This is a genomic window from Bacillus sp. SLBN-46 (assembly GCF_031453555.1).
In the GTDB taxonomy this organism is placed as follows: domain Bacteria; phylum Bacillota; class Bacilli; order Bacillales; family Cytobacillaceae; genus Neobacillus.
The window spans coordinates 3,244,149-3,259,649 of the sequence record NZ_JAVIZM010000001.1 but is presented as its reverse complement, the minus strand read 5'-3'; the positions used below and the strand labels follow the sequence as shown (position 1 = coordinate 3,259,649).

General features: G+C 39.2%; 18 protein-coding genes and 1 riboswitch. Of the genes, 14 read left to right on the top strand and 4 right to left on the bottom strand.

All coding sequences use genetic code 11. The annotated features are described in order from the left end of the window. The first annotated feature begins 487 nt into the window (after positions 1–487). The 11 genes from QFZ87_RS16720 to QFZ87_RS16670 all read left to right on the top strand — a co-directional run bounded on the left by QFZ87_RS16720 (position 488) and on the right by QFZ87_RS16670 (position 8,615). On the top strand, positions 488–736 hold the full coding sequence (locus tag QFZ87_RS16720) for a glutaredoxin family protein (RefSeq protein ID WP_309863624.1): 249 nt from the start codon (positions 488–490) through the stop codon (positions 734–736). Between the two features lie 50 nt (positions 737–786). Then, a riboswitch (TPP riboswitch) is annotated at positions 787–896 on the top strand. Between the two features lie 78 nt (positions 897–974). Further along, positions 975–1,787, top strand: coding sequence for a hydroxyethylthiazole kinase (thiM, locus tag QFZ87_RS16715; protein ID WP_309863622.1), 813 nt, complete (start codon positions 975–977; stop codon positions 1,785–1,787). Positions 1,788–1,796: 9 nt separating this feature from the next. Next, positions 1,797–2,621: a bifunctional hydroxymethylpyrimidine kinase/phosphomethylpyrimidine kinase gene (gene thiD, locus QFZ87_RS16710; RefSeq protein WP_309863620.1), complete on the top strand. Its 825-nt coding sequence runs from the start codon at positions 1,797–1,799 to the stop codon at positions 2,619–2,621. Beyond that, positions 2,618–3,271, top strand: a complete 654-nt coding sequence (gene thiE / locus QFZ87_RS16705) for a thiamine phosphate synthase (RefSeq protein WP_309863618.1) — start codon at positions 2,618–2,620, stop codon at positions 3,269–3,271. Before thiD ends, thiE begins: the two co-directional genes overlap by 4 nt. Before the next feature lie 7 nt (positions 3,272–3,278). After that, on the top strand, positions 3,279–3,785 hold the full coding sequence (gene thiW, locus QFZ87_RS16700; protein ID WP_309863616.1) for an energy coupling factor transporter S component ThiW: 507 nt from the start codon (positions 3,279–3,281) through the stop codon (positions 3,783–3,785). Between the two features lie 13 nt (positions 3,786–3,798). Then, complete coding sequence (locus QFZ87_RS16695; RefSeq protein WP_309863613.1) at positions 3,799–5,097, top strand: acetylornithine deacetylase; 1,299 nt, start codon at positions 3,799–3,801, stop codon at positions 5,095–5,097. Continuing rightward, positions 5,084–5,755, top strand: a complete 672-nt coding sequence (gene tenA / locus QFZ87_RS16690) for a thiaminase II (RefSeq protein ID WP_309863611.1) — start codon at positions 5,084–5,086, stop codon at positions 5,753–5,755. Before QFZ87_RS16695 ends, tenA begins: the two co-directional genes overlap by 14 nt. Before the next feature lie 7 nt (positions 5,756–5,762). Then, positions 5,763–6,500 carry an ABC transporter ATP-binding protein gene (locus QFZ87_RS16685; protein WP_309863608.1) on the top strand — a complete coding sequence of 246 codons (738 nt, stop codon included), beginning with the start codon at positions 5,763–5,765 and terminating at the stop codon, positions 6,498–6,500. Further along, positions 6,490–7,260 carry an ABC transporter permease gene (locus QFZ87_RS16680; protein ID WP_309863605.1) on the top strand — a complete coding sequence of 257 codons (771 nt, stop codon included), beginning with the start codon at positions 6,490–6,492 and terminating at the stop codon, positions 7,258–7,260. The genes QFZ87_RS16685 and QFZ87_RS16680 overlap by 11 nt, the downstream gene beginning before the upstream one ends. Positions 7,261–7,274: 14 nt before the next feature. After that, positions 7,275–8,282 (top strand): ABC transporter substrate-binding protein, encoded by a 1,008-nt coding sequence (locus tag QFZ87_RS16675; RefSeq protein WP_309863602.1) that lies wholly within the window; start codon positions 7,275–7,277, stop codon positions 8,280–8,282. A 204-nt stretch (positions 8,283–8,486) separates the two neighbouring features. Continuing rightward, on the top strand, positions 8,487–8,615 hold the full coding sequence (locus tag QFZ87_RS16670) for a hypothetical protein (protein WP_309863599.1): 129 nt from the start codon (positions 8,487–8,489) through the stop codon (positions 8,613–8,615). Between the two features lie 126 nt (positions 8,616–8,741). On the opposite strand, the gene QFZ87_RS16665 is transcribed toward QFZ87_RS16670, so the two are convergent. Next, entirely contained in the window at positions 8,742–10,184 is a 1,443-nt protein-coding gene (locus tag QFZ87_RS16665; protein WP_309863597.1) for a flavin monoamine oxidase family protein, read from the bottom strand. A gap of 238 nt (positions 10,185–10,422) precedes the next feature. Between QFZ87_RS16665 and QFZ87_RS16660 the strand changes: the two genes are divergently transcribed. Beyond that, complete coding sequence (locus tag QFZ87_RS16660; RefSeq protein ID WP_309863595.1) at positions 10,423–11,244, top strand: YitT family protein; 822 nt, start codon at positions 10,423–10,425, stop codon at positions 11,242–11,244. 69 nt (positions 11,245–11,313) lie between these two features. Here the strand turns inward: QFZ87_RS16660 and QFZ87_RS16655 are convergent, their stop codons facing one another. Together QFZ87_RS16655 and QFZ87_RS16650 are read right to left on the bottom strand one after the other, a co-directional pair. Further along, entirely contained in the window at positions 11,314–12,048 is a 735-nt protein-coding gene (locus tag QFZ87_RS16655) for a protein-glutamine gamma-glutamyltransferase (protein WP_309863592.1), read from the bottom strand. Positions 12,049–12,177: 129 nt separating this feature from the next. After that, positions 12,178–13,395 carry an MFS transporter gene (locus QFZ87_RS16650; protein ID WP_309863589.1) on the bottom strand — a complete coding sequence of 406 codons (1,218 nt, stop codon included), beginning with the start codon at positions 13,393–13,395 and terminating at the stop codon, positions 12,178–12,180. Positions 13,396–13,729: 334 nt separating this feature from the next. Here QFZ87_RS16650 and QFZ87_RS16645 point away from each other — a divergent pair, with 334 nt between their 5' ends. Both QFZ87_RS16645 and QFZ87_RS16640 read left to right on the top strand, forming a co-directional pair. Further along, positions 13,730–13,930 carry a cold-shock protein gene (locus tag QFZ87_RS16645; protein WP_308079596.1) on the top strand — a complete coding sequence of 67 codons (201 nt, stop codon included), beginning with the start codon at positions 13,730–13,732 and terminating at the stop codon, positions 13,928–13,930. A 316-nt stretch (positions 13,931–14,246) separates the two neighbouring features. After that, positions 14,247–15,092, top strand: coding sequence for a hypothetical protein (locus QFZ87_RS16640; protein WP_309863586.1), 846 nt, complete (start codon positions 14,247–14,249; stop codon positions 15,090–15,092). A 63-nt stretch (positions 15,093–15,155) separates the two neighbouring features. Here the strand turns inward: QFZ87_RS16640 and QFZ87_RS16635 are convergent, their stop codons facing one another. Further along, the gene (locus QFZ87_RS16635; protein ID WP_309863583.1) at positions 15,156–15,434 is read right to left on the bottom strand and encodes a hypothetical protein; all 279 of its coding nucleotides are present in this window, start codon (positions 15,432–15,434) and stop codon (positions 15,156–15,158) included. Between the last annotated feature and the right edge of the window lie 67 nt (positions 15,435–15,501).

Genomic DNA, 15,501 nt, shown 5'->3' with positions numbered 1-15,501 from the left:
TCCGTGGGTGTTTCGGTGAGCCTCCTCGGCGCAAGCGCCTGCGGGGTCTCACCTGAACCATACTCCCACAGGAGTCTTCGTGCCTTCCGCTCCAATCAACAGGGTGTAAAAATCAACACTGTTCTTTAACACAGCCTTTTTTTTAAATATATAATGATCAATCCCCTAATTCTCACAAGTGACGGCAATAAGGGGTCCTACTAGATATATATTATGTAAAAGAGACGGACGAGCATAAACGAATATCATGATTATTGAAAAAAAGGGCTGTCTAACGGCATTTTAAGTTGCGCTTTCCGACATAAAAACGCGAGAATTGTCTGTTCGTGCGCTTTCCCGAGGAATATTTCCGAATACAATGTTTACAACTACTTAAGGAAATTGTTATATAATGGATGGGAATGTGGGGGATAATTTGCGAATTTTAAAGTAAATAAAGAATTTAAATGAAATTTGTCGTAAATTTAGATAGGGGGAAATATTTTAAATGAGCAAGCAAGTAATCGTCTATACAACAAACGATTGTATTGAATGCACGATGGTAAAACAGGTTTTAACGCAAGAAGGGATTGCTTTTGAAGCAAGAAATATTTCGACTAATGCCGAATATCAAAAGGATGTGGAGAAATACGGCTATCTTGGCGTTCCGGTCACGGTTGTAGAAGGCCGAGCAGTCAAAGGGTTTACAAACGAATTGAAAGAACTTATTGAATTAGTTAAAAATAAAGAGGTATAAATCCTTTACTATTTTTTAAAATAGGATTATGATTTATGTAATTTCATAAGTGAATCTACTAGGGGTGCCCAGATTGCGGGCTGAGAGAAAACGGCAACGTTTTTAACCCTTCGGACCTGATCTGGGTAATACCAGCGTAGGAAAGTAGTTGAGTGAATGTTGTTTTATTACTCTTTCTAACTAACCAGGTCCAATTTTTGGATCTGGTTTTTTTATTTTTAAAAAAGGGGAGATTGTCGTGGAAACAAACAGATGGTATGAGACATTGGAAAAAGTAAGAGAGAGTAGACCGCTAGTACATAACATAACAAACGTCGTCGTCACGAACTTTACTGCAAATGGCTTACTTGCACTAGGAGCATCACCTGTCATGGCATATGCAGCAGAAGAAGTAGCCGATATGGCAAAAATTGCTAGTTCCGTAGTTTTGAATATGGGAACGTTAAACTCGCAGACAGTGGAGTCCATGATTATTGCAGGAAAAGCAGCCAATGAAAATAGTGTTCCCGTTATATTTGACCCAGTAGGTGCGGGGGCCACTCCTTACCGTACGGAGACTGCACAAAAAATTATGAAAGAGGTGCATGTTTCGGTAATCAGAGGCAATGCAGCAGAAATAGCTAATGTTGTCGGTGAGAACTGGGAAATTAAAGGTGTAGATGCCGGCGACGCAAACGGGAACATTGCTGAACTTGCCATATCAGCTGCACAGAAACTGAACACAGTTGTGGTCATAACCGGAAAAGAAGATATCGTGACAGATGGAGAAACAACCTTTGTGATTGCAAATGGACATCCAATATTGACCAAGGTTACAGGCACTGGCTGTCTATTAACCTCTGTAATTGGTGCTTTTGCTGGTGTGGAAAAAGATTTATTGAAGGCTTCAGTAGCTGCTTTGTCTTTCTATGGAATTGCGGCAGAGAAAGCGGCTGAAAAAACAGCTGAACAAGGACCGGGAAGCTTCCAAATGGAATTTTTAAACCAATTATCACTCACATCTTCAAAAGATATGAAGCAGCTCGCGGCTATTAAAAAAATGAATGAGTAAGTGGGGGTTATGTTTATGAAAAAAGCGCTAACGATTGCAGGATCTGATAGCGGTGGCGGAGCAGGAATTCAGGCAGATTTAAAGACGTTTCAGGAATTAGAGGTATTTGGTATGTCTGCATTAACAGCAGTGACTGCTCAGAATACATTGGGTGTTCACGGTGTTTATCCAATGTCTGTTGAGGCTGTTGTCAAACAGATTCAAGCTATTGGGGAGGATATCGGAGCAGATGCCCTAAAAACAGGGATGCTGTTTAATGCAGAAATCATTGAGGCAGTATCCGAACAATTGAAGATTTTTCAATGGGAAAATGTCGTGGTAGACCCGGTCATGATCGCTAAAGGCGGAGCATCTTTACTGTTAAACGAAGCGATTTCAGCAATGAAAGCCTATTTACTGCCTCTAGCAAAGGTCATCACGCCGAACATTCCAGAAGCGGAAGTTTTAACGGGAATGACGATTCAAACGGTTGAGGAAAAAAAGGAAGTTGCGAGAAGACTACATGCACTAGGAGTAAAAAATGTCGTCATCAAAGGTGGACATGACGAGAATGAAACGGATGCTGTAGATTTATTATTCGATGGGAAGGAATTCTACACGTTCACGAGCCAGCGAATCAATACAAAAAATACGCATGGAACAGGATGCACCTTCTCAGCTGCACTTACTGCAGAGTTGGCAAAAGGGACTAGTGTGTATGAAGCGGTTTTAACAGCAAAAGATTTTATTCAGGCAGCCATTGAAGAAGATTTAGAAATCGGCCAAGGTCATGGACCTACTAACCATTGGGCTTATCGAAAAAGAAGAATCGGAAAAGAGGGTACCCCTTTATGACGGATTTACGAGAAGTATTGAGTGTTTATTTTATCATGGGTAGCAACAATTGCTTGAAGGACCCTGTTGAGGTGTTAAAGGAAGCCATTGCTGGGGGCATAACCTTTTTTCAGTTTCGTGAAAAGGGAGAAGGGGCTTTAACTGGCGTTGAAAAGTATTCACTCGCTAAAAAACTCCAAAGCATCTGTAAAGAGAATCACATCCCTTTCATTGTGAATGATGATCTTGATCTTGCGATTGAAATAAATGCAGACGGAGTCCATATTGGGCAAGAGGATGAATCTGTTAAAACGGTAAGGGAAAAAATTGGCGACAAAATCTTGGGTGTTTCTGTTCATACAAAAGAGGAAGCCATAGCAGCCTTAAGGGATGGAGCAGATTATTTTGGTATTGGACCTGTTTTTCCAACCACCACGAAGGCAGACGCCAAACCATCAAGGGGCACGACACTGATTGAAGCATTACGCAGTGAAGGATTCATTATCCCCATTGTTGGAATTGGTGGAATCACGAGTGAAAATGCTAGTTCTGTTATAAAAGCTGGGGCAGATGGCGTTTCCGTAATTACCGCCATCAGTCATGCGGAATCACCGCAAGAAGCAGCAAAAGCATTAAAAAAGAATCTAGGTGCCTTAGCGGGTCAGGAGTGATGAGAGAATGAAGAAAACACACAAGCTTACTTTAACAGCCATGATGATTGCAATTGGAACCATGTCCAGTAATCTCTTTTATATTCCCATTGGATTTACCAAGGTTTTTCCTATTCAACATTTCTTGAATGTGCTGTCAGCGGTTCTTTTAGGGCCTTATTATGCTGTTGCACAAGCCTTTTGTGTTTCATTATTAAGAAATATTATGGGAACAGGTTCCCCGTTTGCCTTCCCAGGTAGTATGGTCGGAGCATTACTCGCATCTCTTTTATTCCTGAAAACTAGAAAAATCTATCTAGCGTTTTTCGGTGAAGTAATCGGGACAGGCATCATTGGTGCTATGCTGTGTTATCCAATTGCCACACTATTGCTGGGACAAAAAGCGACTTTATTTGGATTTATCCCATTGTTTATTTTTAGCTCATTTGCCGGTGCATTAATTGGATTTGTAATCTTAACAGTATTTTTACAGAAAAAAGTGGTGAAGATTGAGGGAACTCAAACCAAAATGTAAGGTGGTAGGCACTATGAGGAATGAATTAGCGGAGAAAATTGAAGTGGAGGTAGAAGCGAGAAAAGATGAACTTCTTGAATTGCTATCCCAACTGGTTGCTTACCCGACAGTAAGCCCTCCAGCCCGCAATACCAATGACGTCCAGGAATTTATTAAAGGATATTTAGAAGATTTGGGATTTCAAACGGATAAATGGGATGTGTATCCTGGAGATCCGAATGTAGTGGGCATTTTGCCGGGTGAGGCTTCTAATCAATATAATAGCTTGATTATAAATGGTCATGTGGACGTTGCTGAGGTGGGAGATGACAAGAAGTGGGACTCTTCTCCATTTAGCGCTAGAATAAATGATTCGTTTATTTATGGTCGTGGTGTCGCTGATATGAAAGGTGGATTGGCGGCTTCACTTATTGCAATTAAGCTTTTAAAAGAAATGGGCGTTACTTTGGGGGGAGATCTCCAATTTCAATCCGTCATCGGGGAAGAAGTAGGAGAGGCTGGAACACAGGCATGTGTAGAGCGGGGGTATACCGCTGATTATGCAGTTGTGGTAGATACGAGTGATTTACATATTCAAGGACAGGGCGGCGTCATTACCGGTTGGATTACGGTTCAAAGCAAAGAAACCTATCACGATGGATTGCGGAGAAAAATGATTCATGCAGGAGGTGGCCTAAAAGGAGCCAGTGCCATTGAGAAAATGATGAAGATTATTGCGGGACTTCAGGAACTGGAGAGACATTGGGCTGTGACGAAAAGCTATGAAGGCTTCCCACCTGGTACCAATACGATTAATCCGGCAGTCATTGAAGGAGGCAGGCATGCAGCTTTCGTGGCTGACCACTGTGCATTATGGGTCACGGTTCATTTTTATCCGAATGAAGACTATGAAGAAGTGATAAAGGAAATTGAACAACAAATCGGTGCCGTTGCCGCCGCGGATCCTTGGCTTAGAGAGAATCCTCCTACGTTCGTTTGGGGTGGAAAATCTATGATTGAGGACCGTGGCGAGATTTTTCCTTCATTAGAGTTGGATACCAACCAATTGGGAACCAAGACTTTAACAGCAGTATTTGAAAAAATGATGAACAGCACGCCAACGATTGGGATGTCTACGACCGTAACAGATGCTGGATGGCTCGGACGGGCAGGTATTCCAACAGCCATTTTTGGACCAGGTAAATTGGAAGATGCACACGCTGTCAATGAGAAGGTCGAAATTCGACAATTGTTAGACTTTGCAAAAGTTTTAGCTATGTTTATCGCAGAATGGTGTAACACGAGGAAAGAGGGTCAGCATGAAATTTTCTGAGAGACTTTTTCAAAAAGTACATGATATTTGGGAGAAAACCCACGAGCATCCATTTGTTGTCGGTATGGGAAAAGGGGACCTTCCAACTGAATCGTTTATTCGTTACATGAAACAGGATTACGTGTTCTTAATTGATTATTCCAAGCTGTTTGCTTTAGCTGCTGTGAAATCAAGAGATATTGAAACGATGGCTGCATTTGCCAAGCTGTTGCATGAGACCTTACATGGGGAAATGGATTTGCACCGGGAATATGCGGCACGATTCGGGATTACGAATCAACAGTTAGAAGAAACGGTGCCAAGTCCGATTAATCTAGCTTACACACGATACATGCTACATGTAGCACAAAATGGTTCACTTGAAGAATTAATTTCGGCGTTATTACCTTGTATGTGGAGCTATTGGGAGATTGGTAAGATGCTAGCGAAAGAATATCAAGGTGCTAGCGAACACTATCTATATGGTGAATGGGTGAAAATGTACTCTTCTAAGGAATTTGGTGAGTTAGCTAAGTGGCTTATTACCTTACTAGATTCATTAGCAGAAGGAAAACCAGAATGGGAATTAGCCATCTTGGAGCAGCATTTTCTTACAACCTCACGCTTTGAATATATGTTCTGGGATATGGTTTACCAGGGGGGCGAGTGGCCTGTCTAATCTGTCAATGTTATCGATTAACAAGCTCTCCTACTCATTCGATGGGGAACGAAGGATATTCGATCAGATTTCACTAGATGTTAACTCGGGAGAATTTGTTTCCGTCATTGGTGCAAGTGGTTCTGGAAAAAGCACACTATTTAAGTTGATTACTGGTTTACTAGCACCTGAACAGGGTGAGATCCTAATCAAAGGTAAGCAATCTGGGAAAAGAGCAGGTAGTGTAGGGTATATGCCGCAAAAGGATTTGCTTTTACCTTGGAGGACGGTAGTAGAAAATGTTTTGCTCCCAATAGAAATTGCAAAGGAAAGCAAACAAAGTAAACTACCGGAGGTCCGGGAGTGGCTCGACCGTTTTGGTTTAGCTGCATATGAAAATGCCTACCCAGTTGAATTGTCTGGGGGAATGAGGCAGCGAGTGGCTTTTCTTCGAACGCTTATGACTGGAAAGGATCTTTTATTATTAGATGAACCGTTTGGTGCACTTGATTCTCTGACCAAAAGAAAAATGCATAGCTGGTTATTAGGGCTGTGGGGGGAGTTACAAAAAACGGTGTTGTTCATCACTCATGATTTGGAGGAAGCCATTTTATTAAGTGATAGGATTTATGTATTGAAAGGTGATAGAGGAGTTCAAGAGGTTAAGGTGAAGCTACCTAGACCAAGAAACGCAGAATTGATTTACGAATCAGAGTTTATACGGATGAGAAAAGAATTGGAGTGGCTGATTCAAGATGAGAGCTAGAGTGAAAAAGTGGTCTGGTGATTATGGGTTGTTTTTACTGGTGGTGATTCTTCTTGTCAGTATTTGGGAGTGGGTAGTGAGACAGGGATTCATACCAGCCTTTATTTTGCCATCTCCATCAGCCATTTGGGCATCATTGGTCGAAAACCGGGAGCTTTTGTTGGGGGAACATTTGCCGGCAACCTTGAAGGAAGTCTTAATCGGTTTTGTGATATCGGTTGTTGGAGGTGTGCTATTAGGGGTTGGGATGCATTTTTCACGTCCATTAGAGAAAATCCTTTATCCATTTCTAGTAATTTCGCAAACAGTGCCGTTAATTGCCATTTCTCCAATCTTCATTATGTGGTTTGGCTATTCAATTTGGAGCAAGATTGCGGTAACGATCCTAACAGCCTTTTTTCCAATCGTCGTTAGTACGTATGATGGATTGAAATCAGGTGGAAGTGAATACCGTGAATTACTTTCAACGATGGGGGCAAACCGCTGGGCCATTTTTCAAAAAGTACAGGTGCCGATGGCTTTGCCAGCATTTTTATCAGGGTTGAAATTGTCGGTTGTTTATTGTGTTGTGGGAGCTACGATTGGTGAGTGGTTGGGTGCCAGTGAAGGTCTTGGGTATTTTAGCAGACGGATGTCAGGAAACCTTAAGGCAGATGCTGTGTTTGCCGCCATATTCCTTTTATCCTTACTTGGGATTGTCCTGTTTTTATTGATTAGTTTAGTAGAAAGACAAGTATTGAAAAATAAATTTCGCAACTAAGAGAGGTATATATAATGAAGAAAAGTTTTTTGATCGTGATCAGTTTATTGTTGATGATGTTAAGTGCTTGTGGAAAAAGCAATGAGAAGGCTTCTGATTCGAAGGAATCTAGCGGGAATAAAAAATTAGAGAAAGTGAGCTTAATGTTGGATTGGTATCCAAACGCTGTACACTCGTTTCTATATGCTGCAGAGGAAAAAGGTTATTTTAAAGAGCAAGGCCTGGATGTAGATATTCAGATGCCTGCAGATACGAATGATCCGCTTAAATTGGTTGCTGCAGATCAAATCGATATGGCAATTAGCTATCAGCCACAGGTTCTAGTGGCACGTGGGGAGGATATCCCTGTTCAATCGTTCGGTGCGATTGTTCGTCATCCGCTTAATCAATTAATGGTTCCTGCAGATGGTCCTGTTCAATCACCAAAGGATTTAGCCGGAAAAACAATCGGTTATCCATCGATTCCACTCGATGAAGCGATTGTACAATCGATGATTAAGTCTGATGGCGGCGATGAAAAAAAGGTGAAAATGGTCGATGTAGGCTGGGACTTAATTCCGGCGATGGCGACGAAGAAAACAGATGCTCTTATTGGCGGTTATATTAATCACGAAAAATTATTGCTAGAAAAAGAAGGACATCCAATGCGCACTCTAAATCCGGCTGATTTTGGTGTGCCAGATTATTATGAATTAGTATTGGTGGCAAGTGAAAAGGGGTTAAAAGCAAAACCAGAAGTGTTTAAGAAATTTATAACAGCAATAGGCAAAGGGCAAAAGTTTGTAACGGAACATCCAGAAGAGGGATTGGCGATTTTATTAAAGCATGAAGACAAGTCATCCCCACTTGAAAAGGATATTGAGACAAAGAGCTTGGAGATGCTCTTACCGCTAATGGACGCAAAAGATCAACCATTCGGCTATCAAGATCCAGAAACATGGAACAAAGTCAGTGAATGGCTGAAAGATAATAAAGTAATAAAAAAGGAAGTCAAAGCTGAGGATTCGTTTAAAAATTTATAGGGTGTAAGGCGTAAAGAGTAAGAGGGAAAATGCTGAGGGATTCGATATCCCTGGCATTTTTTCCTCTTTATTTAACTAGTTATTTGACACGCATAAGTTTTATTTTTATGTAGTTTAGTTAGTCAATTGTATTTTAGGTAACTGGTAGTATTTTTAAAAATAAAGTTGAATACTAATGATATGTCATAATCCGGAGGGGAAATCATGAGCAAAGTAGAGAAATTGAAACAGGAATTGCAGGTCTTGACCAGTCGGCGTGATCGGATGCAGAAAAACCTTTATGAAGTGGAAAAACGCATTAATGAGATTGTTGCTGAATTGAAAGAACAATAATAAAAAGGATATTTATGAGCATAAAAAACTTTCAGTGCTAGTGATGCCACGCTATTTCATCATAGACACTAACGGATTCCCCATATCGGGGGCATTCCTTAAATTGTTAAAAGTCATTATCTCAGTTTATTTTGGTAAGTCATTAACTTCATACGCGACTCTTATTCCAGATTCAATGGCTCCTTGAATCCAACCATGGGTTAGGGACGTATGTTCACCAGCAAAATGCACTCTTCCCTCAGGTTTTGAAATATAAGGATATAGCTCCACATCCTGTCCAGGTTCAAAAGAAGTAAAAGCTCCACAAGAATAAGGATTCTTACTCCAGCTAAAAGAAGTTCCTGAAACAAACTCTGAATAAACCTGAGGTCCATAAATTTCTGATAAGTTCATTAAAGCATATTGGATCTGCTCCTTTTCCGGCAGGCTTTCTAATGTTAATGCCTCATCTGCCCATATGTAGCTAGCTATAATTACTGCGGGACCAGGCGTACCAATGCCGTGACTCGGGTAATACGTAAAGCGAATGGGCAGGTCCGTTATCGATTTCCCACCCTTTTGACCTTCTTTTTCCCAAAATCTACTTTTAAACTCGATTCCTATTTTTGTTGATGCCATATAATTAAGTTCGCGTATTGCGGCCCTTTTATAATAAGAAATAGAATCGTATGGCTCAAATTTTACAAATCGTAAGGTCGAAAAAGGTATGGTCACGATTGCAAGATCACCAATTATCCTTGAATTTTCGGCAGTTAGTTGATGTTTACTATGAATGGTAACACTATTTTGATATTGAGATATTTTCATCATCTTTTGGTTGAATACAATATTTTCTTTTAATTGCGGTAAAAAGGCTAGAGGCAAACGGTCCATGCCACCTGTTATTTCATAGAAATCCTTAGCAGAGGTTAGGATGATGAACTCTCGTAATACTTCAACAAAGGTCATCCCCATAAATGCTTCTAAATCAAGAAGTACACCAATCATGTCAATAGCACCGATTGAAAAATATGAACCTAAGAAAGCACCGAACGAAAGACTTCTATATTGTTTTTCTATTAGCGGCCAATTCTTTTCCGGATCTTGATTAATAAAATGAATAATTGGTTTTATGACCGAAAGTAAAAGCTCTTCAGACGATTTTCCTCTTTCACGGGGAGCAACTGGGAATTTTAATACGCTTGGATTACTTTCAAAAACATTCAAACGAGTTTTGATGCCGTTTGCGTAAAGGAGGTCATTTGGAGTCCGGTTAATAAATAGATTGGTAGGTAAATTAAATTTTTTAATATACTCAAAGGTTAAATAATGCATATCAGGAATACGCATCGCTCCGGCATTGAAAAATAAATATTCACTAAAGGGAGCACGTAAAGTGTAAACACGCCCTCCAATTCGATTATTCGCTTCTAGAATGGTGACATTATGTCCGGTTTTCTTTAATAAAGATGCAGCCACGAGCCCAGCCATGCCTGCACCGATAATAATAATATTTTTAGGATATTTTGATGTTGTAAGACCATTTCTAATGATTGTAAGCATTTGTGTATTCGTTAATTGAGAATTCATGTTATAAGGCATCCTCCCTTACTTTCCCATAAAATGCTTATTGCATTATATACAGTTAAAAGGATGCATATGAGATAATTTTCTGTTTGGTAACACCTCTTAAAATGGTTTGAATACCTTTCCAATTTATGTGGTAATATAACAGGAAGATAAAACCTGTTATATTACTGACAAGGGTGAAAATATTCATTTAATAACAACAAATAATGTTCAAGAGAATCTATTAGAGGTGCTTATTTTGTTTCGATTAATTTATCAAATCATCCTAGTAGGATTATGTTCCATGCTTTTTGGGTTTGCCTATAACACGTTTCTTATCCCGCATAAATTGGCATCCGGGGGCGTTACTGGGATAGCTTTCTTTATTCATCATTATTTACACGTTAATACAGGTTTGATTGTTTTGATAATTAATATTCCGCTTTTGATTTTGGGTATTAAATATTTGGGAAAAAGATTTATCCTGTATACCATATATTCAGTTGTTGTTTTGTCAATCAGTTTGAAAGTAATTCCAATTCACGCAATATCTAATGATATTTTACTCTCATCAATAATCGGCGGTGCTCTATATGGAATTGCTGTAGGACTTGTCATCAAGACTGGCGGTTCAACAGGCGGAACGGATATCGTCAGCCTTATTCTTTCTCAAAAAAAGAACATGCAGGTTGGTTTTTTAAGTGCATGTATGAACCTTCTTGTTGTTGGCACTTCAGGCTTTATATTTGGATGGGATATCACTTTATATACAGTCATCGCCATCTATGTAGCAGGTCGAGCAGTCGATATGGTTTACACAACCCAAAACAAATTAACCTTAAGGATTGTCACTGAGAAAGGGGATGAACTAATAGACGCCCTTATCCATTTACACTCCAGGGGGATTACGGTACATAACGCAGAAGGAGCCTACGCCCATAAACCCAAAAAAGTCCTAACAACCGTGATAACAAGATTTGAATTGAATGAAACAAAACATACCATTAAAATCACCGATCCACATGCTTTTGTAAACATCTCACAAACCCTGGAAGTAATGGGACGGTTCAGAAAAAATTAGGAAAGCATACAGACCGTCCCAACAATTGTTCACTGACGGAGGACATGATTACAGATGGTGCCTGACACCCTATAACCGAAACGATTGATAATAGAGTCGAGTGATAAGTGTCATTAGGTAAGCGGAATGTTGGGGATTCGGTTTTCTTTTGTCGTTAAGGAAGTTGATGATGGTGCTTGCATTTCTGATTCCGATTCCATGTCCTTGGTATAAGTCGTCTCCAAAATAGATGACATTTTCGGCACGCCAATGGGGTTCTTTTGGGTTGAAATCTGGATTGTTGAAATGGAGTATGTCACCGGGTAAATAGTCGTCGCCAACTTTTTGATACATTTTCATATCCTCATCAAATTGCCAATCCATTAAATAAAGATTATTAAAGAGAATATCAAACCTTGAACTTCCTATAGAGTAAAGTGTGGCAATGTATAAAACAATGGCAACTGCTGTAGAACATTCGAAGGCATAGAGAGGCCCATTTTTTATGATATCTAAAATAGCTACTGAGGGCCTGATGTTGGGTTTTATGAGAAAGCCTCCATTATTTAGACGATTCCAATACTGTTTATTGCAAAAGGCATACTGAAAGGTAGTAAACTTGGCACCGCTTTTATCTTGTTGACGAGCAGCAGTCATTGTATTCGTTCGGAACATCAATTCAAATTTAAGTTGATCTAGTGTGGCATACTCATAATTCCCACTATATTTCTCCATATATTCAATAATTGTTCTTTGTTCTTTATTTGTAATATGAGGAAATAAATCCTTTGGCCTGACACGATGATGATTAATAAGTATCATCATATTTACCTCCTGTTCTTGTTTCCCGCCAAACTACTTCCTTTTAAAAATATGAATCTTTGTCACTACAAATGACAGCATTCATTGGCACAACAAAAAAGGGTTGGATTTTATCCAACCCATATCCTTTAATTAGCTTTTTAGTAGTGCATGCTTTTGGTTTTTCATGAATTTGATGTACATAAGTAAAAATACGAATGCACTGATTAGTCGAAGCACAGTGCTGATTTCCATTGATTTCTGCATGCCGGTTGTTTCTAATAGCCAAATGCCAATTTGAGGGGCGATAAAGGCAACGAATGATAAGAGAACATTATAGGTGGTAATACAATATGTCCTTTTTTCCTTTGGCGACTGTTCCAACAAAAGATTGAACAACAAGAGCATCGTGCCTGAAACAAAAAATCCAGATGTCATGGCAACAAATGTTAAGTAGTACAAGTTCGTTGACAATACATTTAAAATCGGTGCGGTTGCCATACCGACTGCTACCCAAACGAGCATAAGTGTATTGGATTTTTGTTCGGCCCATTTTTTCCATAATGGAAACGAAAAGATTTGCACCAATTGGTTCGCAACAGAAAAGATACTGATCCAAAGAATCGTAGCATGAGCATATTTTACATTATAGATATTGAATAATCCCCAAACCAACTGCCAGGTGAAATTAAAGCATAGAGCAGATATGAGAAACCATTTATACCCGTTATCCTTAAAAATCGACCAATCCATAAACGAATTTTGCTCTTTCTTCTTCTTCGGCTCGGCCTTTTCTTTATGCTTTAATAAGAAGAACACTTCAAACAGCCCAAAAACAAAAGCAATGAAGAATAAACATTGATAGGCGAGTGCATTGTCTGTTTGTTTTTTCATGACGATACCGATAATCAAGGTGGTAACCATCCCAACAATGGTTAATAGCCGATTTCTGTCACTAAAAAATGAACCTCTGCGTTCTTCGCTAATCATGCCACTTATTAGGGTTTGCCAACCAATATTAGAAATTGTTCCTGGAATATTCATTAAAGCAACAATAATTAAAAATGCCCAGGCTTGATAGTCAGAAGTAACGAATGCCACTCCAATCAACAATAAAAACATAATTCTCGCCCAAAAAACAGACATCGCTACCGTTCTTTTTTGCTGCTCCAGTCGATTTAATACAATCGCAGCAGGAATGGTGGTTAATAGGGCAACAAGCGGGGGAAGTGAACTAATTAAACCAACCTGATAATTAGTAGCACCAAGAATAGAAATTGCAAAAATAGGAAAAAAATTACCCGCAAGATTCACAGCAATGGTTGACACCATTCCATGATAAATACTAATTTTTTCATTATATGTGCGCATGTGTCTTCACCGTTTCATATTTAATTATCTTTGTTATTATACAATCGATTATGGATATTTTGATGAAAAATAATTTAATGTTTTAAAATAATTTTATTTAACAGCGTTGTCAACCCCAAAAGACAATGTTTGTTAGCTTTTTCTATTTAATCCCTAAGAACGATATCTAGAAAAAGTTCATATTCGTTTGCTTTATCCATTTATTTCTGTTATAGTAAAGAAGAATTATTTTTGTGGATCGGCAAGAATGTTAAGTGAACAGCTTTCTGTCTTGAAGATTTGAGCAAGGATAGTACCAAAATGTGTGCACAGCACACAGCAGGAGGATACACAAATGGAACAAGGTAAAGTAAAATGGTTTAATGCAGAAAAAGGTTTTGGATTCATCGAGCGCGAAGGTGGAGACGATGTATTCGTACACTTCTCAGCTATCCAAGGCGAAGGTTTCAAATCTCTTGACGAAGGCCAAACTGTAACTTTTGACGTTGAGCAAGGTCAACGTGGACCACAAGCTTCTAACGTTCGTAAAGCTTAATAAAAGCTTTATATAAATGAAAAAATGGAAAAGACTCTCTTGTAGAGTCTTTTTTTGTATGCATATGAAAGTAGTAGAAATAAATGAAGACAAACAAAAACCCCCGTTCTCATCGAAAGAACAGAGGTTATGAATCAATAAAGCAAATGGTAAAATCAGTATAACATAGAAAATAGAAAAGACGTACTTTTTCTGTAAAAAAATAAAATTCGCCAAACGCATCTTATATTTTGCCCATATTTGGCATCGAGATTAATGTTTTTCATATGAAATGATATAATCTACACATATACATAATGGAAGGAAGTGTGGAGTGGTGATCGAACGGCCGCAAATAGAACAATTTGAGCTAACACAATATATTCCGCCAAAGGGTGAGTTCGATACCTTTCGGGATGAGGACCATTATAAGGAAAAGCTTAAGGAATGGGGGCTTTCCTCAGCTAAGGAAGCAAAAAGGGAATTTTGGTACAAAGACAGGAACTACCAGCGGCTTGTATCCATTAAAGGCTATGAAACCTACGGGAGTGCGGCTGAATTTAATACGATTGTCATTGAGTTTAACGATGGGCAGTTGAGCTGTATCCACCCAGCCTATTTGAAGGAAATGCAGCAATCAAGCTTTGTAAAAGAAAGCTTGTTGAATCTGGAGGATAATGACATACCGACAGTAGAGAGTGATAGCAAAAGTGATGGAAACAAGGCAGAGGATAGCTCGCCTGCTCCTAGCAAAACATCAGCTGTCAATGGACTTCCGAAAAAAGAGGCCGAGCCAAATCCGAAGCAAGCAAAAGTGAAAGAAACTAAGCCGAAGAAAGAGAAGGCTCCAAAGCTCGAGTTGCCTGCTGATAAAGTACACTTTACTGCAACGGTTAAACAGTTTGCCCTGACTTACAATCCGTTCAATGAAGAAAACGATGAAGTAGTTGTCTTAGAGGATGTAAAAATCATTCAGGACAATCCAATGGAAATTGGTTTGGCGTGGTGCAGTCACAGTAAAACCCTTAAAAAGTTTGAACTGGCTGTTGGAGATCAACTGGAATTCGACGGAAAAGTAGCGGCTAAGAAGTTAGCTAAGGGAAAAGATGTAGAGGAAGAATTTCTTGTTGATGTGCCGGTACTTTATAAAGTGAATAATCCTTCAAAAATTGTAAAGAACTAGCTAAAGTACCTGCTATAAACATAAAGAATAGACGTGCGATGGATGCACGTCTATTTTTTGAACTCAAGGAAAATAAATCTCCAAGCGATCCCCACTATTACGCAAAATAAAGAAATTCGGAAACTGGGTATTAATGACAGCGGTTTTGTAATCATTTATGGGAACCGATAGTTTGCTGTGATTTCCCTTTAAAAATAGCAGCTGCTCAGTTCCAATTTGGATTGATTCAAAGTGAAAGCCATCTCTTTTCCATAAAAAATCTTCATCCTGATAGTAGTTAAGAATCACCTGTCGATTGCGGTAGCTCTCGAAAATAGACAAATCGGACAATTGTTTTTCCATACGCAGAACCCATCTCCCTCTAACTATATTTTAAAAAAAGCAAGAATAAGAAGGGGTGATGGGTATC

Bases quoted from the DNA above. Each gene is read 5' to 3' on its own strand.
- QFZ87_RS16685 (WP_309863608.1), top strand. From the start codon at position 5,763: ATGTTATCGATTAACAAGCTCTCCTACTCATTCGATGGGGAACGAAGG.
- QFZ87_RS16665 (WP_309863597.1), bottom strand. From the start codon at position 10,184: ATGAATTCTCAATTAACGAATACACAAATGCTTACAATCATTAGAAAT.
- QFZ87_RS16645 (WP_308079596.1), top strand. From the start codon at position 13,730: ATGGAACAAGGTAAAGTAAAATGGTTTAATGCAGAAAAAGGTTTTGGA.
- thiE (WP_309863618.1), top strand. From the start codon at position 2,618: ATGACGGATTTACGAGAAGTATTGAGTGTTTATTTTATCATGGGTAGC.
- thiD (WP_309863620.1), top strand. From the start codon at position 1,797: ATGTTTATGAAAAAAGCGCTAACGATTGCAGGATCTGATAGCGGTGGC.
- QFZ87_RS16650 (WP_309863589.1), bottom strand. From the start codon at position 13,395: ATGCGCACATATAATGAAAAAATTAGTATTTATCATGGAATGGTGTCA.
- QFZ87_RS16635 (WP_309863583.1), bottom strand. From the start codon at position 15,434: ATGGAAAAACAATTGTCCGATTTGTCTATTTTCGAGAGCTACCGCAAT.
- QFZ87_RS16695 (WP_309863613.1), top strand. From the start codon at position 3,799: ATGAGGAATGAATTAGCGGAGAAAATTGAAGTGGAGGTAGAAGCGAGA.
- thiW (WP_309863616.1), top strand. From the start codon at position 3,279: ATGAAGAAAACACACAAGCTTACTTTAACAGCCATGATGATTGCAATT.
- QFZ87_RS16655 (WP_309863592.1), bottom strand. From the start codon at position 12,048: ATGATGATACTTATTAATCATCATCGTGTCAGGCCAAAGGATTTATTT.
- QFZ87_RS16675 (WP_309863602.1), top strand. From the start codon at position 7,275: ATGAAGAAAAGTTTTTTGATCGTGATCAGTTTATTGTTGATGATGTTA.
- tenA (WP_309863611.1), top strand. From the start codon at position 5,084: ATGAAATTTTCTGAGAGACTTTTTCAAAAAGTACATGATATTTGGGAG.
- QFZ87_RS16670 (WP_309863599.1), top strand. From the start codon at position 8,487: ATGAGCAAAGTAGAGAAATTGAAACAGGAATTGCAGGTCTTGACCAGT.
- QFZ87_RS16680 (WP_309863605.1), top strand. From the start codon at position 6,490: ATGAGAGCTAGAGTGAAAAAGTGGTCTGGTGATTATGGGTTGTTTTTA.
- QFZ87_RS16720 (WP_309863624.1), top strand. From the start codon at position 488: ATGAGCAAGCAAGTAATCGTCTATACAACAAACGATTGTATTGAATGC.